The organism is Roseibium sp. MMSF_3247, assembly GCF_030733765.1.
Taxonomy (GTDB): Bacteria; Pseudomonadota; Alphaproteobacteria; order Rhizobiales; family Stappiaceae; genus Roseibium.
Map to the genome: position 1 here is coordinate 337534 of NZ_JASHII010000003.1, position 22130 is coordinate 359663.

General features: G+C 56.5%; 19 protein-coding genes. 4 read left to right on the plus strand and 15 right to left on the minus strand.

Annotated elements, in window-relative coordinates; genetic code table 11:
* Complete coding sequence (gene xdhB / locus RBB44_RS11910) at window positions 1–2343, minus strand: xanthine dehydrogenase molybdopterin binding subunit (RefSeq protein ID WP_306147583.1); 2343 nt, start codon at window positions 2341–2343, stop codon at window positions 1–3.
* A gap of 13 nt (window positions 2344–2356) precedes the next feature.
* Window positions 2357–3820 (minus strand): xanthine dehydrogenase small subunit, encoded by a 1464-nt coding sequence (gene xdhA / locus RBB44_RS11915; protein ID WP_306147584.1) that lies wholly within the window; start codon window positions 3818–3820, stop codon window positions 2357–2359.
* A gap of 201 nt (window positions 3821–4021) precedes the next feature.
* Between xdhA and RBB44_RS11920 the strand changes: the two genes are divergently transcribed.
* The gene (locus tag RBB44_RS11920) at window positions 4022–4939 is read left to right on the plus strand and encodes a LysR family transcriptional regulator (RefSeq protein ID WP_306147585.1); all 918 of its coding nucleotides are present in this window, start codon (window positions 4022–4024) and stop codon (window positions 4937–4939) included.
* A 59-nt stretch (window positions 4940–4998) separates the two neighbouring features.
* Here RBB44_RS11920 and uraH read toward each other — a convergent pair whose 3' ends face one another.
* Together uraH and RBB44_RS11930 are read right to left on the minus strand one after the other, a co-directional pair.
* Window positions 4999–5352 carry a hydroxyisourate hydrolase gene (gene uraH / locus RBB44_RS11925; protein WP_306147586.1) on the minus strand — a complete coding sequence of 118 codons (354 nt, stop codon included), beginning with the start codon at window positions 5350–5352 and terminating at the stop codon, window positions 4999–5001.
* Window positions 5353–5531: 179 nt separating this feature from the next.
* A complete protein-coding gene (locus tag RBB44_RS11930) occupies window positions 5532–5855 on the minus strand; it encodes a hypothetical protein (RefSeq protein ID WP_306147587.1) in 324 nt (107 codons plus the stop codon).
* Here RBB44_RS11930 and RBB44_RS11935 point away from each other — a divergent pair.
* Entirely contained in the window at window positions 5854–7281 is a 1428-nt protein-coding gene (locus RBB44_RS11935) for a uracil-xanthine permease family protein (RefSeq protein ID WP_306147588.1), read from the plus strand. The genes RBB44_RS11930 and RBB44_RS11935 overlap by 2 nt on opposite strands.
* A gap of 259 nt (window positions 7282–7540) precedes the next feature.
* Here the strand turns inward: RBB44_RS11935 and bhcD are convergent, their stop codons facing one another.
* The 4 genes from bhcD to bhcA form a co-directional block, all read right to left on the minus strand.
* The gene (bhcD, locus tag RBB44_RS11940; RefSeq protein WP_306147589.1) at window positions 7541–8506 is read right to left on the minus strand and encodes an iminosuccinate reductase BhcD; all 966 of its coding nucleotides are present in this window, start codon (window positions 8504–8506) and stop codon (window positions 7541–7543) included.
* Window positions 8507–8568: 62 nt separating this feature from the next.
* Entirely contained in the window at window positions 8569–9732 is a 1164-nt protein-coding gene (gene bhcC / locus RBB44_RS11945) for a 3-hydroxy-D-aspartate aldolase BhcC (protein ID WP_306147590.1), read from the minus strand.
* 22 nt (window positions 9733–9754) lie between these two features.
* On the minus strand, window positions 9755–10726 hold the full coding sequence (bhcB, locus tag RBB44_RS11950; protein ID WP_306147591.1) for a beta-hydroxyaspartate dehydratase BhcB: 972 nt from the start codon (window positions 10724–10726) through the stop codon (window positions 9755–9757).
* Window positions 10723–11913 carry an L-aspartate--glyoxylate aminotransferase BhcA gene (gene bhcA, locus RBB44_RS11955; protein WP_306147592.1) on the minus strand — a complete coding sequence of 397 codons (1191 nt, stop codon included), beginning with the start codon at window positions 11911–11913 and terminating at the stop codon, window positions 10723–10725. Before bhcA ends, bhcB begins: the two co-directional genes overlap by 4 nt.
* A 170-nt stretch (window positions 11914–12083) precedes the next feature.
* Between bhcA and bhcR the strand changes: the two genes are divergently transcribed.
* Window positions 12084–12938 (plus strand): HTH-type transcriptional regulator BhcR, encoded by an 855-nt coding sequence (gene bhcR, locus RBB44_RS11960; protein ID WP_306147593.1) that lies wholly within the window; start codon window positions 12084–12086, stop codon window positions 12936–12938.
* Here bhcR and RBB44_RS11965 read toward each other — a convergent pair.
* The 7 genes from RBB44_RS11965 to RBB44_RS11995 form a co-directional block, all read right to left on the minus strand.
* Window positions 12916–13818, minus strand: a complete 903-nt coding sequence (locus RBB44_RS11965; protein ID WP_306147594.1) for a heparin lyase I family protein — start codon at window positions 13816–13818, stop codon at window positions 12916–12918. The genes bhcR and RBB44_RS11965 overlap by 23 nt on opposite strands.
* 134 nt (window positions 13819–13952) lie before the next feature.
* Window positions 13953–14678 (minus strand): uridine monophosphate kinase, encoded by a 726-nt coding sequence (locus RBB44_RS11970; RefSeq protein ID WP_306147595.1) that lies wholly within the window; start codon window positions 14676–14678, stop codon window positions 13953–13955.
* 86 nt (window positions 14679–14764) lie between these two features.
* On the minus strand, window positions 14765–16057 hold the full coding sequence (locus RBB44_RS11975; RefSeq protein ID WP_306147596.1) for an amidohydrolase family protein: 1293 nt from the start codon (window positions 16055–16057) through the stop codon (window positions 14765–14767).
* 13 nt (window positions 16058–16070) lie between these two features.
* Window positions 16071–17015 carry an ABC transporter permease gene (locus RBB44_RS11980; protein ID WP_209002528.1) on the minus strand — a complete coding sequence of 315 codons (945 nt, stop codon included), beginning with the start codon at window positions 17013–17015 and terminating at the stop codon, window positions 16071–16073.
* Window positions 17012–18094: an ABC transporter permease gene (locus RBB44_RS11985; RefSeq protein ID WP_306147597.1), complete on the minus strand. Its 1083-nt coding sequence runs from the start codon at window positions 18092–18094 to the stop codon at window positions 17012–17014. Before RBB44_RS11985 ends, RBB44_RS11980 begins: the two co-directional genes overlap by 4 nt.
* A complete protein-coding gene (locus tag RBB44_RS11990; RefSeq protein WP_306147598.1) occupies window positions 18091–19638 on the minus strand; it encodes an ABC transporter ATP-binding protein in 1548 nt (515 codons plus the stop codon). Before RBB44_RS11990 ends, RBB44_RS11985 begins: the two co-directional genes overlap by 4 nt.
* A gap of 112 nt (window positions 19639–19750) precedes the next feature.
* Window positions 19751–20758 carry a BMP family protein gene (locus RBB44_RS11995; RefSeq protein WP_306147599.1) on the minus strand — a complete coding sequence of 336 codons (1008 nt, stop codon included), beginning with the start codon at window positions 20756–20758 and terminating at the stop codon, window positions 19751–19753.
* A gap of 435 nt (window positions 20759–21193) precedes the next feature.
* Between RBB44_RS11995 and RBB44_RS12000 the strand changes: the two genes are divergently transcribed.
* Window positions 21194–22114 carry a sugar ABC transporter substrate-binding protein gene (locus RBB44_RS12000; RefSeq protein WP_306147600.1) on the plus strand — a complete coding sequence of 307 codons (921 nt, stop codon included), beginning with the start codon at window positions 21194–21196 and terminating at the stop codon, window positions 22112–22114.
* Window positions 22115–22130: the final 16 nt, after the last annotated feature.

A 22130-nucleotide genomic window follows, 5' to 3' on the forward strand; every position in this document is an offset into this window, starting at 1 on the left:
TTAACCTCCTGCTTTCAGCCGTTCGACGGCAAGCAGCACCCGTTCAGGGGTCGCGGGCGCATCGAGGCGCGGGCATTCCCGGTAATCGGCAACACTGGCGACCGCCATCGATAGAGCTTCAAACACGGACACGCCGAGCATGAACGGCGGCTCGCCAACAGCCTTGGACCGTTTGATGGTCAGTTCCCGGTTCTCGGACCAGTCGGCCAGATTGACGTTGAAAACACGCGGCCGATCGGATGCCAGCGGGATCTTGTAGGTGGACGGCGCATGGGTGCGCAGGCGCCCGGCTTTGTCCCACCACAGCTCCTCGGTCGTCAGCCAGCCCATTCCCTGAATGAACGCACCTTCTACTTGCCCCTTGTCGAGGACAGGGTTTAGAGACCGGCCGACATCATGCAGGATGTCGGACCGCTCCACCCGGTATTCCCCGGTCAGCGTATCGATGGAGACTTCCGAGCACGAGGCGCCATAGGAATAGTAATAGAACGGGCGTCCCTTGCCGGCGGCACGGTCCCAATGGATCTTCGGTGTCTTGTAGAACCCGGCAGCCGATAAATGCACCCGGGCCATATAGGCTTTGCGAACCAGGTCGCTGAAGGATACGACGTCCTGACCAACCTGCACCATATTGTTGCGGAAGATGACCGTTTCTGGCTCAACGGACCAATGTTCAGCGGCAAAAGCCGTCAACCGCGCTTTGAGCTGCTCAGCCGCATCGAGGGCTGCCATCCCGTTGAGATCGGTTCCCGAAGACGCAGCCGTCGCAGAGGTATTGGGAACTTTTTCAGTGGTGGTCTTTGTGATCTTGATGCGCTCAAAATCGACTTGCAGGGCATCTGCAACGACCTGTGCGACCTTGGTGTTGAGCCCTTGACCCATTTCCGTTCCACCGTGGTTCAGGTGGATGGAGCCGTCATTGTAGATGTGGATCAGAGCGCCGGCCTGATTGTACCAGGTGGCGGTGAAGGAAATGCCGAACTTCACCGGTGTGAGGGCTATTCCCTTCTTAATAACTTTCGACGCCTTGTTGAACGCAAGGATCGCATCTCGGCGCGCCTGGTAATTGGCCGTTTCCTCAAGCTCGGAAATCAGCCGCGGCAGAATGTTGTCTTCAACCTCCTGATGATACGGCGTGAGTGTCCGCCCATCCCCTGCTTCTCCATAAAAGTTGGCCTTGCGGACTTCCAAAGGATCCTTGCCAAGCGCGTAGGCGATTTCCTCAATCATCCGTTCTGCTGCGACAACGCCTTGCGGCCCTCCAAAGCCGCGAAACGCCGTGTTCGAAACCGTGTTGGTTTTCATCGGCCGGCTGCGCAAGCGGACGTTCGGATAAAAATAGGCGTTATCAGCATGAAACAGCGCGCGATCGGTGACCGGGCCTGAGAGGTCCGCCGAGTAGCCGCAGCGTGCGGCGAAAACACCATCGACGGCCTGGATGCGGCCGCTGTCATCGAACGCGACATCGTAATCGACAACGAAGTCGTGGCGCTTGCCGGTCGCCGTCATATCCTGATCCCGGTCGGGCCGGATCTTGACCGGGCAATTCCATTTCTTGGCCGCGATCGCGGCAACAGCGGCAAAGAGGTTCATCTGGCTTTCCTTGCCACCGAACCCGCCGCCCATACGCCGGACGTTCACTGTTACCGCATTGGAGGGCAAGCCAAGAACATGCGCGACCATGTGCTGGGCCTCGCTCGGGTGCTGGGTCGAGCAATGCACGACAACATCGTCATCTTCTCCCGGAATGGCGAAGGCGATCTGCCCCTCCATATACATGTGATCCTGGCCGCCGATCTTGATCTGACCCTTGATCCGGTGGTCTGCGTCAGAAAAACCTTGTTCGATCTCACCGCGCACCAATTTAAGCGGCGCAGTTACGAACGGATGCCCCACCTCTTGAGCTTCGAGCGGATCCAGAGCATGGGGCAGCACTTCATAATCGACCTTGGCCAACTCTGCTGCTCTGCGCGCTGCGTTCCGGCTTTCGGCAACCACAGCAAACAGCGGCTGACCGTGGAATTCGGTTTTTTCCGTCGGGAAAACCGGCTCGTCTTTTAGGCCTGTCGGGCTGATGTCGTTCACGCCCGGAATGTCGTCTGCCGTCAGGACCCCGATTACACCGGGAGCCGCCAACACAGCAGACAGGTCCATGGATTTGATCAAGCCATGCGCAACAGAAGAGACACCCAAATAGGCGTGCAATGTCCCCTGCGGCTCGCCGATATCATCACAGTATTCCGCGCGGCCCGTGACATGCTTTTCCGCGCTGTCATGGTGCCGGTTGGTGTGAACAGTGCCGCTGACAGCTTCGGTCGCTTTGGTGATTGTATCGTGTTTCATGGAACTCTCGTCATCAAGCGGACAGAAGATCGGCCGCTTCTGCGGACTGATCGTCATGGGCGAGGAAAAAGCGTTGCAGCAGGTTGCGCGCGACGGTGATCCGGTACTCGGCGGACGCCCGCCAATCGGACAGCGGCTGGAAATCGGCCTCAAGCGCCTTGCCTGCGGCTGTGAAAGCGGCTCGTCCCCAAGCCTGCCCGGTCAGCGCGGCTTCCGCCGCAGCTGCGCGTTTCGGAGTACCGGCCATGCCGCCAAACGCCAGCCGGCATTCGGTAATCACACCGCTTTCCACCGTCACACTGATCCCGGCCGCGACAGAGGAAATATCCTCGTCGCGTCGCTTGGAGATCTTGTAGGCGCCGTGACGCTGAAGTTCAGATGCACGCGGGATCGAGATGCTTTCGACAAACTCACCTGGTGCGCGATCCTGCTTGCCGTATTCGATGAAGAAGTCTTCCAACGGCAACCAGCGTGTAAAGCTACCTTTGCGCAGCTTGACCTCAGCCCCAAGTGCAATCAGGACTGGCGGCATATCCCCGATCGGTGACCCATTGGCAATGTTGCCGCCAATCGTTCCCATATTGCGGACCTGCTGACCGGCAATCCGGTCCCAGTAGGCTTCAAGATGCGGGAATTCCTTGCAGAAGCTCTCCTGCGCTTCGGTGTATGTCACACCTGTCCCGATCTGCAGAGCATCCTTGGTCAGTGCAATGGATTTAAGCTCTTCAAGGTGTGCAATGAAGACAGCCGGACCTATGGGGCGCATGAACTTGGTGACCCAGAGCCCGACATCGGTTGACCCAGCCACAATGGTCGCTTGCGGAAATTCGGCCAGAACGTCAGCGAAATCGTCAAGACTAGAAGGAACAATCGATTGGTTGTCCTTTGGACCGCAAACCACCCTGCGGCCATCCCGCAAGGCTAAGAGCCGGTCCGCAATTACTTGGCGTTCTTTTGTCAGAAAATCATTCGCCGGTGTGCCATACCGATTGGCAGCCATTGCAGCGGCGATGATCGGCTGATAACCCGTACAGCGACAGAGGTTCCCCTGGATCGCGGTTTCAACCTCTGCTTCCGTGGGCTCCGGATTTCCCATCCACAGCGCATAAAGGGACATTATGAACCCTGGGGTGCAGAAGCCGCACTGGCTGCCGTGATAGTCGACCATGGCCTGCTGGATTGGATGCAATTGGCCGTTTTCGCCGCGCAGATGCTCGATGGTCACCACATGACTGCCATCAAGCGACGCCATGAACCGAATGCAGGCATTGACGGTCTCGTAGATCAACTGCCCGTCTTGCAGCCTGCCGACCAGAACCGTGCAGGCGCCGCAATCGCCTTCCGCGCAACCTTCCTTGGTTCCCGTCAGCCGGCGATCCAGCCGCAGAAAATCGAGTAGGGTCGCGTCGGCTTCGACATCTTTGACAGCGACGTCACGGCCGTTCAGAAGAAACCGGATTTCATTGCGGTGGTTCATTGCGTCCTCGGCAAGCTCTCATTTCGCCATGGACCGTACGGCCGCGTTCGCCTCTAAAAAATCTGGCTAAACCGGAAATTCTTTCAACAATCCATTGAAAATGCCTGTGCGATAATCGGTCTAGAACCACACCATTGGATCAATGGTACGGCTCGGAAGAACGATCGCGACCGGACACAGCTGAACGAGGGAGGACTGCTGATGGCCTATCTGGAAAGCCTGCGGGTCTTCACGCGGGTGGTTGAGCTCGGCAGCATAACGGCGGGCGGCCGGGATTTACGGATGACGCCAGCTGTTGCCAGCAAGCGGATCAAGGAGTTGGAGAAGCATCTTGGTGCCCGGTTGTTCAACAGAACGACCCGGTCCCTGACGCCGACAGAAGTCGGCAAGGTTTTCTACGAACATGCTGTAAAAGCTCTAGAATCCATCAATGACGCAGAGGCAGCGGTTGCGAGTTTCTCCGATATGCCGCGCGGTGTTTTACGGATCACCGCACCGCTCGGTGCAGGACGCCGGATCATCTCGCCGCTTGTGCCTAAGTTCGTTGAACAGTTCCCCGCAACAGAAGTTCACATGCGTTTATCCGACCGCAAAGTCGACATCATGTCGGACGGTTTGGACGTTGCTTTCTTCATTGGCACGCCGGAAGATTCCAACTTGAAACTGCGGAAGATCGCCGATTGTCCGCGGGTTCTATGCGCTGCTCCGGGATATCTTGAAAAGCATGGAATACCGCAATCACCAGATGATCTTTTGACCGGCGAACACAACTGCCTTTTGCTGCGTTATCCGCATTCTCCGGAATATTTTTGGGTCTTGGAGACCAAAGAAGGGCCGCGAAAACTACAAGTCTCCGGGAAGTTCGACGCCGATCACAGCGACGTCCTGACGGATTGGGCCCTCAGCGGATACGGTATTGTCAACAAACCCCGGTTCGATGTTGCTGAGCACTTGCGGAAGGGAGATCTCGTGGAGATCCTCACCGACACGCCGCCCCCGCCGACAATTTTTGGCTGCCTTTATCCGCACCGCCGCTTACAGGATCCCAAAATTCGGCACTTTGTCGACTTTGTCATCAAGCATGCCGATCTCAGCGATCGCGCCACAGCAGCAGAATAAAACCAGAGGCAGGTCCCCTGCCCCTGGCTTCCTCAAAGCTGAAAACAATATCCGGTCAATCAGCTTCCGCGGTAAGTCGAATAGCTAAATGGCGAGACGAGGAGCGGGACGTGATAATGCGCTTCCTCCGACAGGCCGAAGCGCAACGGGACGACGTCCAAGAACTTTGGGTCCGGCAGGGATGTTCCAGCTTCATCGAAATATGCGCCCACATAAAACTCGAGTTCATAAGTGCCGGTTTCGAATTCATCGGCCGGAAGTATGTGGCTGTCTGTCCTGCCATCACTATTCGTCACGAGGCTACGAACGAAAATACGGCTGTCACCGGAGATCCGGTAAAGGTCGATCTTGATCCCCTTGCCGGGACAGCCTTGGGCGGTGTCGAGAACATGGGTGGTTAGATATCCGGCCATAAGGCTCTCCTGAATAATCATTGTTGCCGCCAATCATGCTGAGCACAGGCATTGTTTTGCACCAGCCGATATCCAAAAGCACCTTCTGATTTTACAAGAAAGTCAGAAGATTATTTTGCTTTATAAGAAAAATGACAGCAATTGTTAGACGGGTCAGAGAACATGCCTGGATCCCCGCATCATTCTTCCGGACGGAAACTACAGGCACCGGTCGCCGATAATCCGGCAACCGGCTCAGATCTTGCGGGCGCAAGTATGTCTACGACTTGCAGTGTGCTGTCCCCATCGACCTTCACCACAACGACCAGAAAAGACCTGCGCACGGTTCTCTCACGCTCCGCGCGAAACAGGCTGCTCACCTTTTCAAAACCTGCCGTGCCGGGAGGGCTGGCAGTCACATCCGTGGGGATCACGCCAGAACTGGTTTGAGATTCACAAAAAGGATGATCCCGGTCCATCAAACGAGACAGGGACATCCGATCGACCTTCAGAGGAGAAACCATGAGTAACGCATCGATCGGATCGCCGGAGCAACTGCGCGATCCCAACTATACCCCGCCTTTGGCAAAGGCAATCCCGCTCGGGATCCAGCACGTCCTGGCCATGTTTGTTTCAAACGTGACCCCCGCGATCATCGTGGCGGGAGCTGCCGGTTTCGGCTTCGGTTCGAATTCACCTGATTTTCCCGAGCTTCTTTACCTAATCCAGATGTCGATGCTGTTTGCCGGTGTGGCAACACTGCTTCAAACCATCACGCTCGGCCCGGTCGGCGCGGGTCTGCCAATTGTACAAGGTACATCCTTTGCCTTCCTGCCGATCATGATTCCGCTTGTCGCCGGCAAAGGCGTTGACGGGCTCGCCGCCGTCTTTGGCGGGGTCATCATCGGCGGCATGTTCCATGCGGTACTGGGTCTGTTTATCGGGAAAATCCGCTTTGCCCTGCCGCCGCTTGTCACAGGATTGGTCGTTACGATGATCGGTCTGTCACTGGTCAAGGTCGGGATCCAATACGCCGCCGGCGGTGTACCGGCCATCGGCACTCCGGAATACGGGTCTTTGCTCAACTGGTCTGCGGCGCTGGTGGTCATCTTCGTCACCCTTGGGCTCAAGTTCTATGCCAGAGGTATGTTGTCGGTTTCTGCAGTGCTGCTGGGCCTGATTGCAGGTTACATTTATGCGCTTATGACCGGGATGCTCACTTTCGACACCATTGCGTCTTCCTGGTCAAATGCCAGCGCATTCGCCCTGCCGCAACCTTTCAAGTACGGGTTTGAAATCTCCGCAGCTGCGGTCATCGGCTTCTGTCTCATGGGCTTTGTTTCGGCAATCGAAACCGTGGGCGACGTCACCGGGATTACAAAAGGTGGTGCAGGCCGTGACGCAACAGACAAGGAAATTTCCGGTGCGACCTACGCCGATGGTCTGGGCAGCACCGTCGCCGGCTTGTTCGGCGGGTTTCCGAACACATCCTTCAGCCAGAACGTCGGCCTGATCGCCATGACCGGTGTCATGAGCAAGCATGTGGTGACATGCGGCGCCATTTTCCTGATCATCTGCGGGCTGGTTCCAAAGGTCGGCGGTTTGATCCGCACCGTCCCGATTGAGGTTCTTGGCGGCGGCGTCATCGTCATGTTCGGAATGGTTGTCGCAGCGGGTGTCTCAATGCTCTCGGATGTAAACTGGAACCGCCGCAACATGGTGATCTTCGCGATTGCCCTGACCATCGGACTGGGCCTTAAGCTGGAACCGGGCGCGCTGCAGCATATGCCGGATACAGCTCGGATCTTGCTGACAACGGGGCTTCTGCCCGCAGCAGCGATCGCCATTGTCCTTAATCTGATCCTTCCAGATGAACTGTCCGAAGAAGCGACCGAAGAAGTCTCCGGCGGCATGGCCGGCCATGGCAAAGGTTCTCTACCGGCGGAGTAATCCGAGTGCGTAAGAACCTACGAAATCGATTGGGCCGCTTCTGCGGCCCTTTTCTTTTTGGCATTCAGTATCTCAATAAATTCGGCTGCCCTTGTGATCAGCCCTATTCGTCTTGATCATTCACTTTGGCCCCGGATCAAGTCCGAGGCGGCGCCAGACTGAAAAGCATCACCAATGACATCCGCACCAACAAAAAAGAGGGCCAGCGTTTCCGCTGGCCCCAGGCAAGGTTCTTGGAAAATTGATTGGCCGAACCCCGTTAGAAATCAACGTTGATCGCGACACCCTTTTCGATCGCTAGGTCGACAACCGCTGAAGCAACAGCCAAGTCCTGCAGACCAACACCGGTACCGTCGAACAGGGTGATTTCATCCTCTGACGTCCGTCCCGGATGTTTACCGTTAATGACTGCCCCGATTTCGTTGATGTCATTCTGCGATATCAGCCCGTTTGCAACAGCGTGCTGGCACTCGCCGATGGTCGAGGACTGGGCGACTTCATCCGTGAAAACGGCGGCCGTGGCCACCAGTTCAGCTTCGACTTCCTGTTTGCCTTTCGTGTCGGTGCCCATGCAGGCAAGGTGCGTTCCGGATGTGACCTGCGCTGCTTTCAAGATCGGGTCAAAGCTGGATGTGATGGAAATGACAACATCGGCTTCCGCCCCCAGACGATCAAGATCTACGGCCTCAAAAGGCAGACCAAGCTCTTTGGCGGTCTCTTCCAGCCGGGACAGCATTTCAGGATGCAGGTTCCAGCCGATCACCTTCTCGAAAGACCGCTGTTCGGCAGCCGCCCGCATTTGAAACGCGGATTGGTGACCTGCGCCGATCATACCAAGAACCTTTGCATCCTTGCGCGCCAGATGCTTGATCGAGACGGCAGAAGCAGCCGCCGTGCGCAGCGCCGTCAACAGATTGCCGCCAACGATAGCTCTGGCCTTGCCGGTGTCCGCATCAAACAGGAAAACCGTCGACTGGTGGTTGGTCAGACCCTTGTCGGCATTGCCTGGCCAGTACCCACCGGACTTCAGCCCCAATGCCAGCGAGGACCGGTCAAAGCCGGACTTGAAGCCGTATAGTGCATCCGCATGGCCAATGGCTTCGCGAATGACCGGAAAATTATAGGCAGCGCCGCTCGACATTGCAGCGAATACGCTTTCGACTGCCTCAAAAGCTTCGGCCCGCCCCAGAAGGGCTGGTATTTCCTTTTCAGGAACAATGATCATAGGTGTCTCCACAAAAAAGCCGAGCCCGCTCGGGGCTCAGCCATATCGAACAACGTGCTGGATCAGTAAGCCTTGCCGCGGGCGGAGACCGGCCAGACCGTCTCAACCTTGCCATTGCGGACCCCAACGTACCAATCATGGACATTGGCCGTCGGGTCACAGTGGCCCGGGACAAGCTTCAGCTTCTCGCCAACCTGCAAGACACCATCTGGATCGGCAATCACCCCATGCTCGTCCGAGCATTTGACGTATTCAACATCAGATCTACCGAAAATGAAGGGCAGACCACTGTCGACCGACTGGGCTTTCAAACCGGCATCGCAGATCGCCTTGTCGGCCTTTGCGTGGCTCATCACCTGGGTGAGAATGAAGAACGCATTCTCCCACTCGCCCTGGTCAATGCGGTTGCCGTCCTTGTCCAGGATCCGGCCATAGTCCGCATCCATGAAAGCATACGACCCGCACTGCAACTCGTTGTAGACACCTGAATTGGATTCGAAATAGTAGGACCCTGTGCCGCCACCGGAGACCAGTTCCGGCTCCAAACAGGCCGCTTTCAATCCTGCGACTGCATCCTTGACCATGGCAATGGCAACGTCGAGCTTCTCCTGGCGCGCCTCGTACGTATCGAGATGCTGCATGGCGCCCTGATAAGCTTGGATACCGGTAAACTTCAGCCCCGGCGCTGCATCAACGGCTTTCGCGATTTCAACGACCGCCTCCGTCGTCGTTACGCCGCAGCGGCCGGCACCGCAGTCGATTTCAATGAAGACTTCCAGCGTCGTCCCTGCCTCTGCTGTCGCTGCCGAAAGTTCAACTACATTGTCGATATCATCGACACAAACCAAAGTGCGGGCACCGAGCTTCGGCAACTGCGCCAAGCGCTTTATCTTCGCCGGGTCGCGTACCTGGTTGGACACCAGAACATCCTTGATGCCGCCGCGGGCAAAGACCTCGGCTTCACTGACTTTCTGGCAGCAAACACCGACAGCCCCGCCGAGGCGTTCCTGCAATTTGGCGACATCGACGGACTTGTGCATCTTGCCGTGCACGCGGTGGCGCATACCATGCGCTTTGGCATAGTCGCCCATCTTCTTGATGTTGCGCTCCAGTGCATCCAAATCGAGCACCAGGCATGGCGTTTGGATGTCCGCTTCGTCCATACCCGGGACAGCCGGAACGTCGTACCCAACCTCAAGTTTTTCAAATCCAGTTATTGCGTTCATCAGTTTGATCTCCGAAACGGCTTCAAAGGGTCCAAGGGAGTTTGTTCAGGTCGACGTTGCCGCCGGTGATGATGACACCCACGCGCTTGCCAGCGAAGATGTGCCTGTTCTTCAAGATTGTCGCGAGCGGCACCGCGGAGGACGGCTCCATGACAATTTTCATGCGCGCCCAGGTCAGCCGCATGGCCTCAACAATCTCCTGCTCCGACGCCGTCAAGACGTCCGAGACGTAGTTGGAGACAAAGTGCCAAGTCAGATCTTTCAGCGGTACTTTTAGGCCGTCTGCAACCGTGCTTGGAGCATCATCCGCGATGATGTGACCGGCACGAAAGCTGCGCGCTGCATCGTCCGCCTGTTCCGGCTCAGCTGCGAAGATCTTTACCTCCGGCGCCAGGTTCGACAAGGTGAGACACGTGCCCGAGACCATGCCACCGCCACCAATCGGCGCGATCACCATGTCGAGACCGTCAGTCTGTTCCATCAGTTCCTTGGAGCATGTCCCCTGCCCCGCGATCACACGGTGGTCATTGTAGGGATGCACGAATTCAGCGCCGGTCTTTTTCTCCACTTCGGCGAAGACGGCTTCCCGGCTGGAGGTCGACGGTTCGCATTCGGTGATGATGCCGCCATAGCCGCGAACGGCATCCTTCTTGGCCTGCGGCGCTGTGCGCGGCATGACCACGTGACACGGGATGCCCCGCCGGCCCGCTGCATAGGACAAGCTCAGGGCATGATTGCCCGAGCTGTGGGTGGCGACACCCGTTTTGGCCGTTTCTTCATCGAGACCGAAGACCGCGTTGGACGCGCCGCGTACCTTAAAGGCACCAGCTTTCTGAAAATTCTCACACTTGAAAAACAGCTCAGCACCGGTCAGATCATTCAGGAACGAAGACGTCAGAACAGGTGTCCGATGCACGTATGGCTTGATCCGTTCATGCGCAACCAGCATGTCCTCCAGGGTTGGGATGTAGGAGTTCAGGGCGTCGGTCTTCATGCGGCCTCCTTTGAGGAAACGGCCTCCTCGGTGCGGTAATAGTCTTGAGCCGCGGCAACGCCTGAGCCCAGTTTGATGGAAAGACCCAGATCTGCCATGACCATTTCCGCTGTTGCCAAACCAGAGAGAGTCATGACGTCGGTTAGGCTGCCGAGGTGCCCGATCCGGAAGACCTTGCCGGCCACTTCCCCGAGGCCAACGCCAAACGCTACACCGTATTTCCCAGCTGCATGGGTGACGATGTCGGTGGCGTTGAAGCCCTCGGGGGTTCGAATGGCGCTGACCGTGTCGGAATAGACATCACGGGATCCCGCACAAAGCTGAAGCCCCCAGGCATGGACCGCCGCGCGCACGCCTTCTGCGATCCGATGGTGCCGGGCAAACACATTATCCAGTCCTTCGGATAACAGCATGTCACAGCTTGTTTTCAGGCCATTGAGCAGTCCAACCGCAGGTGTATAGGGGTAGGCATTGACCGCATAAGACTTCCGCATGTCGCGAATATCGAAGAATGTTCGCGGCAACTTCGCCTTGTCTACAGCCGCCTGCGCCTTGGGTGATAATCCGACGATTGCCAGACCAGCAGGAAGCATGAAACCCTTCTGCGATCCCGTGACAGCGGCATCGACGCCCCATTCATCCATACGGAAGTCCATGGACGCAATGGAGCTGACACCGTCGACATACAGCAGCGCCGGATGCTTGGCATTGTTCAGCGCCCGGCGGACAGCGGCAATGTCCGATTTAACGCCCGTTGCCGTCTCATTGTGCGTAGCAAGCACCGCCTTGATCTCATGATGCGTGTCTGCGGCCAGAATTTCTTCATAGCGTTCCGCTGGCAAACCAGTTCCCCACGGCGCATCAACAATCACAACATCCAGCCCATGACGCTGACAAAGGTCGATCCAGCGGTGCGAAAACATGCCGTTGCGAGCAGCCAGGATCTTGTCACCCGGGCTTAGTGTGTTCGTGATCACCGTTTCCCATCCACCGGTACCGGTCGATGGAAAGATGAAAACCTCTGCAAGTTCGCTCTTGAGTATCTTTTTTACACCCGACAGTGCCGGCTGGAGTATTTCGCCAAACAGCGGTGATCGGTGATCCAGTGTCGGCATATCGCACGCCTTGCGAAGCGCCTCCGGCATGTTTGTCGGACCTGGAATAAAAACAGGATTTTGAAAGCTCATGGCCGTTTCCTCTCACGGTTTCATAAAACGGTACCGGAGTGCAGCTAGAGCGTGCAATTTTTTTAAAAAACTTTTTTAGAAATTAAAATCCAACAAAACATCAATATTGTCAAATAGATATATTTTTCATATGATGAATTAGTTTTTCAATAAATTGTTGAGACAGTCTCATGCCAGAACGCGAAAACGACTTGATCACCGGGAGAAAGGCACGGGGCCGGCCGCGCGCCTGGGACGACAAGAGCGGTCAGAACACCATCAAATCACTCGATCGGGCAATGGCGGTTTTCGAGCACTTAAGCACCCAGTCGGGCGTTTCCTTGTCGGCGCTCTCCGACCAGACCGGAGAATCCAATGCGACGCTTTACCGGATCCTGTTTACGCTTGAAACGCGTGGGTTGGTCGAGTTCGATCAAGCCCAGCAACTCTGGCACATCGGGCCCGCGGCCTTCATCGTGGGGGCCCGCTTCCTACGCCGCACCAGTCTTGTTGAGAGAGCACGGCCAATCCTGAGGGAGCTCATGGAAGAGACAGGCGAAACCGCCAATCTCGGCATACAAAAAGGAGATCAGGTGCTGTTCGTCAGTCAGGTGGAAACGCATGCAAGCATCCGGGCCTTCTTTCCGCCTGGTTCCTTGTCTCCCCTGCACGCGTCCGGGATCGGCAAGGCCCTTCTCGCCTTCATGCCTGACACTCAGTGTGAGAAGATCCTGAAGAGCTCCAAGCGGGATAGGTTTACCAGCTACACATTATGCGACGCACCGCTCCTGAAAGCCGATCTGGCTCAGGCGCAAACGCGCGGCTATTCGATTGACGGGGAGGAGAAAAACCTCGGCATGCGCTGCATCGCAGCGCCGGTATTCAACCACTATGGCGAGATTGCAGCCGGCTTGTCGATCTCGGGACCAACAAGCCGGGTTACAAAAGACAAGATTGAGAGCTTTGGCTCCGCCGTCATGAGTGCAGCGGGCCGGCTGACATCAGCACTCGGCGGAGAACCGCTTATTGAAACATCGGATCGGTGAGGCCGATGTCGGCAGCAGAAGCGCCTCTGCCATACCCGTTATGGTAAGCCGTGAAGGGCACATCAAATTCCCGAACGGTGTAAAGCCCGATCTTGAAATAATAGCCGTTGACCTCTTTGTCGGTATAACCGGTTGCTCCGTTGTAGCGGATGAACTCTTCCCATACGCCGTTGGAGCAACCTAAATCGATGGGTTGGCATTGACGCCGCCAACCGACAATTTCACCATCATCTTGAGGCGACCAGACGACTTTGTAAGCGTATTCGTGAAACACTTCGCGCTGAAGTTCTGGCTGCGAATGAAGGATCTCGCCATCGCCCTTTTTGGTTCCAAGCTTCTTGATGCGCTCACCGTTCCAAAGAGTGACAACAAACCGGCCATCCCAGAGGCGATGGGACAAGGGCGGCCGCAGGCTTTCCTGACCTTCATTCACCCGCTCGTGCCATTGCGCCATCACCAATCGGTGCTTTGACTCCATTGGAAAATCACCGGGCAGAAGCGTTGAGAACCGGTACCAGGTTTCATCACCGTTTTTGGCAACATGCATGTCGCGCAGTTCGGCTCGGGTACCGGAAGAGATCTTTTTATCATCAGGAGATATCGTAAACTTGATGGCCGCGATGCTCTCTCCGGGCAGGTCAATTTCGACAAGTTCTGCGGAACTGCAGTCCACCAGCCGCTTGACGCTGATGTCCTTGGGAACGTCAGCCGGGTCAATATCGCATTTGATGGATTCCTCGGTGACCACGACCGGAACACCCTCGATCACGACCTCTTCTTGAGCCGCCATCACACCACCGGCTGCACAAAACAAAGAGACAAAAACACCGGCAAGCCGGGCCCAAATCGGCTGAAACCTCAGAAAAACTGTGTTTGGCATTCGCAATCCACCCATCAAATACACCTGCGACCCGGCGTCGCTTTCCGGAAAGGGTAAGAACATCCCGTTGTTCACACAAGCGGCAACCATGACTTGGCGCTTGTCCGGTTGCCAGTAACACACGAAACTGGGACTCAGTAAAATTTGCTTTCAGCATCGCGGGACACACGCGTCCCAACAGCATCGCTGGCAACCGCGTCGACAACATCTATGCCCGTATCAACACCAATGACATGAACATGAACATTGTGCTGTTTGGCCAAGACCAAAGCTGAACGATCCATGAACCCCAAGGAGTTGGTGATCGCGGTCTCGATTGAAAGTGTCCGATATCGTTTTGCGTCCGGGTTGGTCTTCGGATCGCTGTCGTAGACCCCGTCAATACCGTTTTTCAGACAGAGAACACTGGCACATTCCAGCTCCACTGCACGCTGAACAGATGGATAATCTGTGGTCACAAAGGGCTGCCCGATCCCACCACTCAGGATGACGAGCCGGCCTTTTTCCAAATGCCTCAGCGCCCGCCGGCGGATGTATTTCTCGCCAATTGCCGGTATATCGACGGCTGACATCAGCCGGACTTCGATGTCCGATGTTGCTTCCACCTTTGCACGAAGAAGAATGCCATTCGCGATGGTTCCGAGCATGCCAACATTGTCCGCTTCGACATGCTCAATGTTCCAATCTGAGGAGCTGGTGCCCCGGAATATGTTTCCGCCACCGACGACAACCGCAACTTCGTGACCGTTTTCAGCGAGCGCAACGAGGTGAGAACACACTCTGGAGATCGCAGCGTCCGAAAAGACACCTGCGGATCCTTCGGCCAGAGCTTCACCGCTTACTTTGACCAACAGTCTCATCGCGCCACCCCTGTCTTGAACCAACAGAAGCAATGGCATCGGATGTGGCGCCGTGTGTCAACCACAGCCGTGACATTTGGCGAGGCCTAATGTTCCTTAGGGGCGTAGTCTGCCGGATCGACCAGCCCTGGGCGGCCATCAATCTTAAGACGCGTCTGACGGGGTTCGGATGTTGCGATCACCTTGCCTGATTTGATAACAGCCAACCGGGTGGCCTTGAGCCGGATCGCCTCAATGGTATCGCGCGCTTGCAGAAGCACAAAATCCGCCTTGGAGCCCTTCTCCAAACCGTACCCTTCAAGCCCCATCGCCTTGGCTGGATGGCTGGTCACGCAGTCATAACAATAGCGGATCGCCTCACGGCTTGTCATCTGAGCCACGTGCAGGCCCATACTCGCAACTTCCAGCATGTCTCCGGAACCCATCGAGTACCAAGGGTCCATCACGCAGTCATGCCCAAAGGCAACGTTGATGCCATAGGAACGCATTTCCGGAACACGCGTTTGGCCCCGCCGTTTTGGATAGGTGTCATGCCTTCCCTGGAGCGTGATGTTGATCAGCGGGTTCGCGATCGCATGCACCTCAGCCTCAGCGATCAACGGCAAAAGTTTTGAGACATAGTAATTGTCCATGGAATGCATCGAGGTCAGATGCGAGCCGGCCACCTTGCCTTTCAAACCCAGTCTCTGCGTTTCATAGGCGAGCGTCTCGATGTGCCGGGACATCGGGTCATCGGTCTCGTCGCAATGCATGTCGACCATCAAGCCACGCTCGGCCGCAATTTCGCAAAGACGGCGAACCGACTTCGCTCCATCGTCCATAGTCCGCTCGAAATGCGGAATGCCGCCAACGATATCAACGCCCATGTCGAGCGCTTTCAGAAGGTTTGTTTCAGCACTCGGTGAGCGGTAAAGGCCATCCTGCGGGAAGGCGACCAGCTGAAGATCGATGTAGTCCTTAACCTTTTCGCGCACTTCCAATAGGCCTTGAACGCCGGTGAGCTTGTTATCACACACATCGACATGGGTGCGGATGGCAAGCAGTCCTTGCGAAACAGCGAGATCGCAGTATCTCAGCGCCCGCTCGACCACGGCATCGACGGTCAGGATCTGCTTCAGCTCGCCCCAGAGCGCAATGCCTTCCAAAAGTGTGCCGCTCTGGTTCATGCGCGGCAGACCAAGCGAGAGGGTCGCATCCATGTGAAAATGACTGTCAACAAAGGGCGGAGACACCAGCTTCCCAGTGGAATCGATCACCTCTGCCGCGTCCGCAGTTATACCGGCCTCGACGGCCGCAATCCGACCATCCTTACAGGCAATGTCGAGACCGGTCCGGCCATCCGGCAAGTTAGCGTTTTTAACGAGTAGATCGAAGGACATCGAAGAACACCTGTCAGCGTTGGCCGCGGAAATAAGGAACAAGCAGCGCCCGCGGATAATCAGCTTTCCTGGCCACCACGATCAGCGCGATAATGGATAGGATATACGGCATCATCAGGAAGACCTGTCCAGGGATGAAGCTGCCGACTTCTGTCTGAAGTCGAACCTGGAACGCGTCGAACGCACCGAACAACAACGCGCCGATCAGCGCTTTTCCGGGCCGCCAGGAGGCGAAAACGGTCAAAGCAATACAGATCCAGCCGCGGCCATTGACCATGCCGAAGAAGAAGGCATCAAAGGCCGACATGGTCAAAAACGCTCCGCCCAGCGCCATGATCGACGAGCCGACAACGACTGCGCCCATACGCAGGCCGTAGACCGAGAGCCCTTGCGATTCGACAGCCGACGGATTGTCGCCCACAGCCTGGATCGCAAGACCGAGCGGCGTGCGATAAAGCACATAGCCTGTCGCAAGCACCAGGATCAGTGCAAGAAACGTCAGCGAGGTTTGCTGGAACAATGCAGGACCAATAAACGGCAGATCGGACAGGATCGGGATATCCAACGGCTGAAACGCTTCAATCCGCGGCGGCGACGACACATCCGGCAGAGCGGTCCGGTAAATAAAGTAACTGAGCGATGTCGCGAACAGGGTGACGCCGATCCCCGAGACATGCTGAGACAATCCGAGCGGCACCGTCAGGATGGCGTGAAGCAACCCGAACAGCCCGCCGGCCAATGCGGCGACAAGCACACCGCCCCATAGCCCTGCTCCGAGCCAAACCGCCATCCAGCCAGCCATGGCACCTGCGGTAAAAATGCCTTCGATCCCAAGATTGAGCACCCCGGCACGCTCACAGATAAGCGCGCCGATGACACCGAAAATCAGCGGCGTGGCGATGCGTAAAGAGGCCGCCCAGAAGTTTTCGGATACAAGAATATCGAGGATCTCGATCATTTCGAGGCCTCCTTCGCATGCGGCGCGCCGACGAAGCGGATCTTGAACCTCAAGAACAAGCCGGAGACAAGAACGCATAAAAGCGCCATCGCAACGATCAGATCAGCCAGATAATTTGAAACACCGGTGGCGCGGGACATGGAATCTGCACCGACGAAGATGCTTGCAATAAAGAGCGCAGCAAAGACAACGCCTATAGGCGACAGCCCTGCCAGCATGGCAACGACGATACCGGAGTACCCGAAACCCGGTGACAGGTCTGCTGTCAGATATCCTTTCAGCCCTGCAACTTCACCCACACCGGCAAGGCCCGCCAGCGCACCGGAGAGCAATCCAACCCGAATGAAGGTTGCCGTGACAGGAATACCGGCATGACGGGCTGCGGACGCGTTTTCTCCGACAGCACGGATTTCAAACCCCCAGACCGTTCGTTTCAAAAGAAAATAAACGCCAAGCGCGGAAATGAGCGCAATGATGAGGCCCCAATGGATGCGCATCCGGTCCAACAGCTTGGGCAACGCGGCTTCATCGAGAATGGGTTCCGATTGCGGCCATCCCATCCCCATAGGGTCCTTCATAGGGCCTTCCAGCATCATCTGCACAAACAGCAGAATGACGAAATTCAGGAGAAGCGTCGTCACCACTTCATCGACGCCGAGGCGGGTTTTCAATAGGGTCGGCCCCAACATGACCAGCCCGCCCATCAGGGCCCCGGCAAGAATGACGGCGGGGATAAGCACGAAGGAAGGCCCGGAGATCAGCCCGGTACCGACCGCAACAGCGGCCAACGCTCCAGCATACAGCTGACCTTCGGCACCGATGTTCCAAAGCTTTGCCCGGAAAGCAACGGCGGCGGCAAGTCCTGTCAGGATCAACGGCGTTGCGCGGGTCAGCATTTCGGTAAAGGCAAAGGCTGACCCAAATGCGCCCTTGATCATAAGGCCATAGGCTTCAAAAACTGACAGACCTGCGAACAGCATCGGGACAGCCGCCAAAACGAGGGCGGCAACAGCGGCTGCCACGGTCACGCTGATGACTTTGGAAACGGTAACCGGACCTCTGGGTTCAAAACGGATCATGCAGCTTCTTCCCCATCGTGCCCGGCCATACGCAGACCGAGCTTGCCGCGATCGAGGTCTTCCGTCGGTTCTGCTTGTGAGAGTTGGCCGCGATGAATGACGGCGATGCGGTCGGAAAGACGCATGAGTTCATCCAGATCTTCGGAAATGAGAATGACGCCTGCACCGCGGGCGCGTGCTGCAAGCAGACGTTTGTGAACGTCGGACGTGGCACCGACATCAAGCCCGCGCGAGGGCTGGGCGGCGAGCACGACCTTGGGCTCCGTTTCAAGCGTTCTCGCCAAAACGATTTTTTGAATATTACCGCCAGAGAGCAACCGAGCGGGACTTGCCTCGCTTTGGCAGCGAATATCATAGGCCTTGATAAGATCCTTCGCCCGGTCCCGCATCGCCGAAAACCGGAGCATACCGAAGCGCTGGTTTTCTGGTTTGCGGATCGCCTCAATCGCAAGGTTTTCAGACACGGTCATCGCGCCCACTATGCCGTCGTGATGACGATCCTCGGGTATGCGCGCCAGACCGATGTCAATCATTTGACGCGCAGAGACTTGCCCGAGCTCATCGCCTTCCAGCATCAATTTGCCAGCCGACACCGTCTCAAGACCGGAAATAACCCGTGCCAGCGTGGTTTGGCCATTGCCAGACACCCCGGCTATACCAAGGATTTCACCGGCTCGTAAGTCCAACGAAACATCGGAGATCGCGTCGCGACCGTGTCCCGCTGCGACGCCGGTCAGGACAAAAAGCGACGCACCCGGAGTACCGGGCTCGCGTACGGTTTCGGAAATCTCGTGCCCGACCATCAGCTCGGCCAATTGGCGTTGCGAGCTGCCTTCAGTCGGCAGGTCCGCCACTTTCCGGCCTCTGCGCAAGACCGCAACGCGGTGGGAGGATGCCATCACTTCTGCCAGCTTGTGCGAAATGAAAATGATCCCGAGCCCATCGCCTGCAAGCTTCGTCAACGTGGCAAACAGCGTCTCGGATTCTTGCGGTGTCAAAACTGCCGTCGGCTCATCAAGGACAAGAATCCTCGCATCCCGGTAAAGCGCTTTCAAGATCTCAACGCGCTGTTTTTCCCCGACCGAGAGATTGGAAATGCGCGTGTCCAGATTGACCGCCAATCCGGATCTTTCCATCAGCTTGTCCAGCTTTTTGCGTGCCGGCAATCGGGCAGACTTTATGGCGGAAAGAGGTTCTGTGCCTAAAAGAATATTGTCGAAGGCGCTCAGGTTTTCTGCGAGCGTAAAGTGCTGATGCACCATCCCGATGCCAGCATCCAGTGCGGCATGCGGAGAGCCTGGCTCCAACTCTTCAAGGGCGCCATGCGCCCCCAACACAAGCACCTGTCCTTCATCGGCCACATAGTGACCGAAAAGGATGTTCATCAGCGTGGTTTTGCCGGCACCGTTTTCTCCGAGAAGTGCAAGGATTTCCCCTTGCCTCAGGTCCAGCGACACATCGCCATTGGCTGTCAACGCGCCAAAGCGCTTGGTGATGCCTTCAAGCCGCAACAGGACGGGGGCATCGATTGCTGGCGGCGCCATGCCAACCTCCGGTGGTTTTTGAATTCTTGTCCGACAAGGGAAAACATCGGCAGGTCACTGGCGGTCACAGGCGTCGAACCCAATGACCGCCAGATAGAACAGCAGGCGCTGCTTACATCGTGGATTTCGGTTCGCTGTCGTTCACATTGACGCGGAACAGGCCATCGAGAATTTCCTGTTCTTTTTCTTTTGCGGCAGCAACGGCATCAGCCGGAGCAAGGCCTTCATCGACAATGAAGCTGCCGCCGCCATAGCCCATGAAGCTATAACGGCCAAAATCGGCCGGTTCGAAAGTGCCTGATTTTACCTGCTCAAGTGCACGGTCAATCGTCGGCTCCATATGCCAAAGTGCCGAGGAAAGGATCGTGCCCGGATAATCGGCTGATGTGTCGATGACGTTGCCGATGGCCAGAAGACCTTTCTCCTTTGCCGCATCCGAAACACCAAAGCGCTCAGCGTACATGATGTCAGCGCCCTTATCGATCATCGCAAATGCAGCTTCTTTGGCCTTGGGCGGATCGTACCAGGAGTTGATGAAGGTCACGAGGAACTTCACGTCAGGGTTCACGGATGTTGCCCCGTCCATGAACGCGTGCATCAGACGGTTCACTTCTGGAATGGCATACCCGCCGACCATGCCGATAATGTTGGATTCGGTGGTCGCGCCCGCGATCATGCCCGACAGATAGCTCGGCTCATGGATCCAGTTGTCGAAAACGGCAAAGTTTGGTTTTCCCGGGCCAAAAGAAGACCCCATAAGGAACGCTGTGTCCGGATACTCTGCGGCGACCTTGCGTGCGGCCCGCTCCACAGCGAATGCTTCCCCGACAACAAGATCCATGCCCTGCTCTGCGTACTCGCGCATCACCCGCTCGTAGTCGGTGTTCGCGACGTTTTCAGAGAAGGTGTAAGTGATATCGCCACGCTCTTCGGCAGCTTTCAGCGCCTTATCAATACGGCTCACCCATTGCTGCTCGACCGGTACGGTATAGATCGCAGCAACTTTGATTGGATCTGCCGCTTGTGCAGCTGACATCGGCAAGGCGGCAACGGCTGTGACAGTCATTGCAGCCGCCAAAAGGCCCCGGCGGACCTTTGAAAACGGTTTAACGGTGAACATCTGGAAACCCCTGGAGTGCTTTTTTAACCCCAAAAGATGATCACAAATCCGGCGTGCCCACAAGTTAAGCAGGGCCTGCAAGAGCATTTTTTTTGAACAAACGGCAAAAAATGGCGCTTGTTTTTTGTGCGGCTCTGGTGACCGCCGAACTGCTCAACAGGGAAAACTCCCGAATGCTAACCCGTAAAATGTTATGTTTTCACAATTCAACAACCGACACCGAGCCAGTTTGGAAAACTCATTTTCGCGTCTTGTATCAGAGGCTTCTGAACGCTCGGCGAATTCCTCAAAATGAAAATCGGCATCAAATTTTGAATGCATTCAAAAAAATGAAACGTTTCATATTGACCTGTTTCGGGAGTCATGCTTTCACTTAGGAGCCTGTTCACCTGCCAGTCTGGAGGGAGGGACGGCAGTCTTCTTTGGGAGGAAATAATGAAGATATTCAAGCTCGCTGCCGCCGCAGCGACCGGTCTCGCTTTGCTTGCTGGCACCGCCATGGCAGATGACAAGCCAAAAGTCGGCCTCATCATGAAATCGCTCGCAAACGAGTTCTTTCAAAACATGATGGCAGGGGCCGAAGCCCACCAGGAAAAGCGTGGCGACTATGAACTTCTGGCCGTCGGCATGCAGAACGAAACCGACTTCGAGAGTCAGATCAACGCCGTCGAAAACTTCATCACGCAGGGGGTGGACGCAATTGTGGTGGCTCCTGCTGACAGCCGTGCCATGGTGCGACCGCTGAAGAAGGCGATGGAAGCGGGCATTGTCGTTGTCAACTTCGACGTCGCGCTCGATGAAGATGCCAAGAAACAACAGGGCATCGAGCTGGCGTTTGTCGGCCCGGACAACCGCGGTGGTGCGAAACTTGCCGGTGATGCATTGGGCAAAAAACTTGGCGAAGGCGGCAAGGTCGTCATCATCGAAGGCAACCCGGGCGCAGACAATGCCAACCAGCGCCGCATGGGCTTTGAAGACTCGGTCGCAGAATACAAGCTCGACCTTCTCGACAGCCGCACCGCGCATTGGGAAACAGAAGAAGCCAACACCGTCTTCTCCAACATGTTGACCGCACACCCGGACATCCAGGGCGTGATGGCTGCCAACGATTCCATGGCCATCGGCGTGGTGAAGGCGCTGGAAAGCGCTGGCCGCACCGACATTATGGTTGTCGGTTTCGACAACATCCCGGCTGTAAGCCCGATGATCGAGGACGGCCGGATGCTGGCAACTGTCGACCAATTCGGCACCGACATGGCCGCAAACGCCATTGATCTGGCGCTCGAGGTCGTCGGCGGCGGTGATGAACTCAAAGGTTGGGTCAAAACCCCGATCGAATTGGTGGCCGCTCAATAATCGGCCCCATGTGCCC

What these genes read in the sequence shown, in the direction of transcription:
- uraH (WP_306147586.1), bottom strand. Translation starts at nt 5,352, where the DNA reads ATGGCCGGATATCTAACCACCCATGTTCTCGACACCGCCCAAGGCTGT.
- RBB44_RS11985 (WP_306147597.1), bottom strand. Translation starts at nt 18,094, where the DNA reads ATGATCCGTTTTGAACCCAGAGGTCCGGTTACCGTTTCCAAAGTCATC.
- RBB44_RS12000 (WP_306147600.1), top strand. Translation starts at nt 21,194, where the DNA reads ATGAAGATATTCAAGCTCGCTGCCGCCGCAGCGACCGGTCTCGCTTTG.
- RBB44_RS11935 (WP_306147588.1), top strand. Translation starts at nt 5,854, where the DNA reads ATGAGTAACGCATCGATCGGATCGCCGGAGCAACTGCGCGATCCCAAC.
- RBB44_RS11995 (WP_306147599.1), bottom strand. Translation starts at nt 20,758, where the DNA reads ATGTTCACCGTTAAACCGTTTTCAAAGGTCCGCCGGGGCCTTTTGGCG.
- bhcC (WP_306147590.1), bottom strand. Translation starts at nt 9,732, where the DNA reads ATGAACGCAATAACTGGATTTGAAAAACTTGAGGTTGGGTACGACGTT.
- bhcB (WP_306147591.1), bottom strand. Translation starts at nt 10,726, where the DNA reads ATGAAGACCGACGCCCTGAACTCCTACATCCCAACCCTGGAGGACATG.
- RBB44_RS11920 (WP_306147585.1), top strand. Translation starts at nt 4,022, where the DNA reads ATGGCCTATCTGGAAAGCCTGCGGGTCTTCACGCGGGTGGTTGAGCTC.
- bhcD (WP_306147589.1), bottom strand. Translation starts at nt 8,506, where the DNA reads ATGATCATTGTTCCTGAAAAGGAAATACCAGCCCTTCTGGGGCGGGCC.
- bhcA (WP_306147592.1), bottom strand. Translation starts at nt 11,913, where the DNA reads ATGAGCTTTCAAAATCCTGTTTTTATTCCAGGTCCGACAAACATGCCG.
- bhcR (WP_306147593.1), top strand. Translation starts at nt 12,084, where the DNA reads ATGCCAGAACGCGAAAACGACTTGATCACCGGGAGAAAGGCACGGGGC.
- RBB44_RS11990 (WP_306147598.1), bottom strand. Translation starts at nt 19,638, where the DNA reads ATGGCGCCGCCAGCAATCGATGCCCCCGTCCTGTTGCGGCTTGAAGGC.
- xdhA (WP_306147584.1), bottom strand. Translation starts at nt 3,820, where the DNA reads ATGAACCACCGCAATGAAATCCGGTTTCTTCTGAACGGCCGTGACGTC.
- RBB44_RS11930 (WP_306147587.1), bottom strand. Translation starts at nt 5,855, where the DNA reads ATGGTTTCTCCTCTGAAGGTCGATCGGATGTCCCTGTCTCGTTTGATG.
- RBB44_RS11965 (WP_306147594.1), bottom strand. Translation starts at nt 13,818, where the DNA reads ATGCCAAACACAGTTTTTCTGAGGTTTCAGCCGATTTGGGCCCGGCTT.
- RBB44_RS11970 (WP_306147595.1), bottom strand. Translation starts at nt 14,678, where the DNA reads ATGAGACTGTTGGTCAAAGTAAGCGGTGAAGCTCTGGCCGAAGGATCC.
- RBB44_RS11980 (WP_209002528.1), bottom strand. Translation starts at nt 17,015, where the DNA reads ATGATCGAGATCCTCGATATTCTTGTATCCGAAAACTTCTGGGCGGCC.
- xdhB (WP_306147583.1), bottom strand. Translation starts at nt 2,343, where the DNA reads ATGAAACACGATACAATCACCAAAGCGACCGAAGCTGTCAGCGGCACT.
- RBB44_RS11975 (WP_306147596.1), bottom strand. Translation starts at nt 16,057, where the DNA reads ATGTCCTTCGATCTACTCGTTAAAAACGCTAACTTGCCGGATGGCCGG.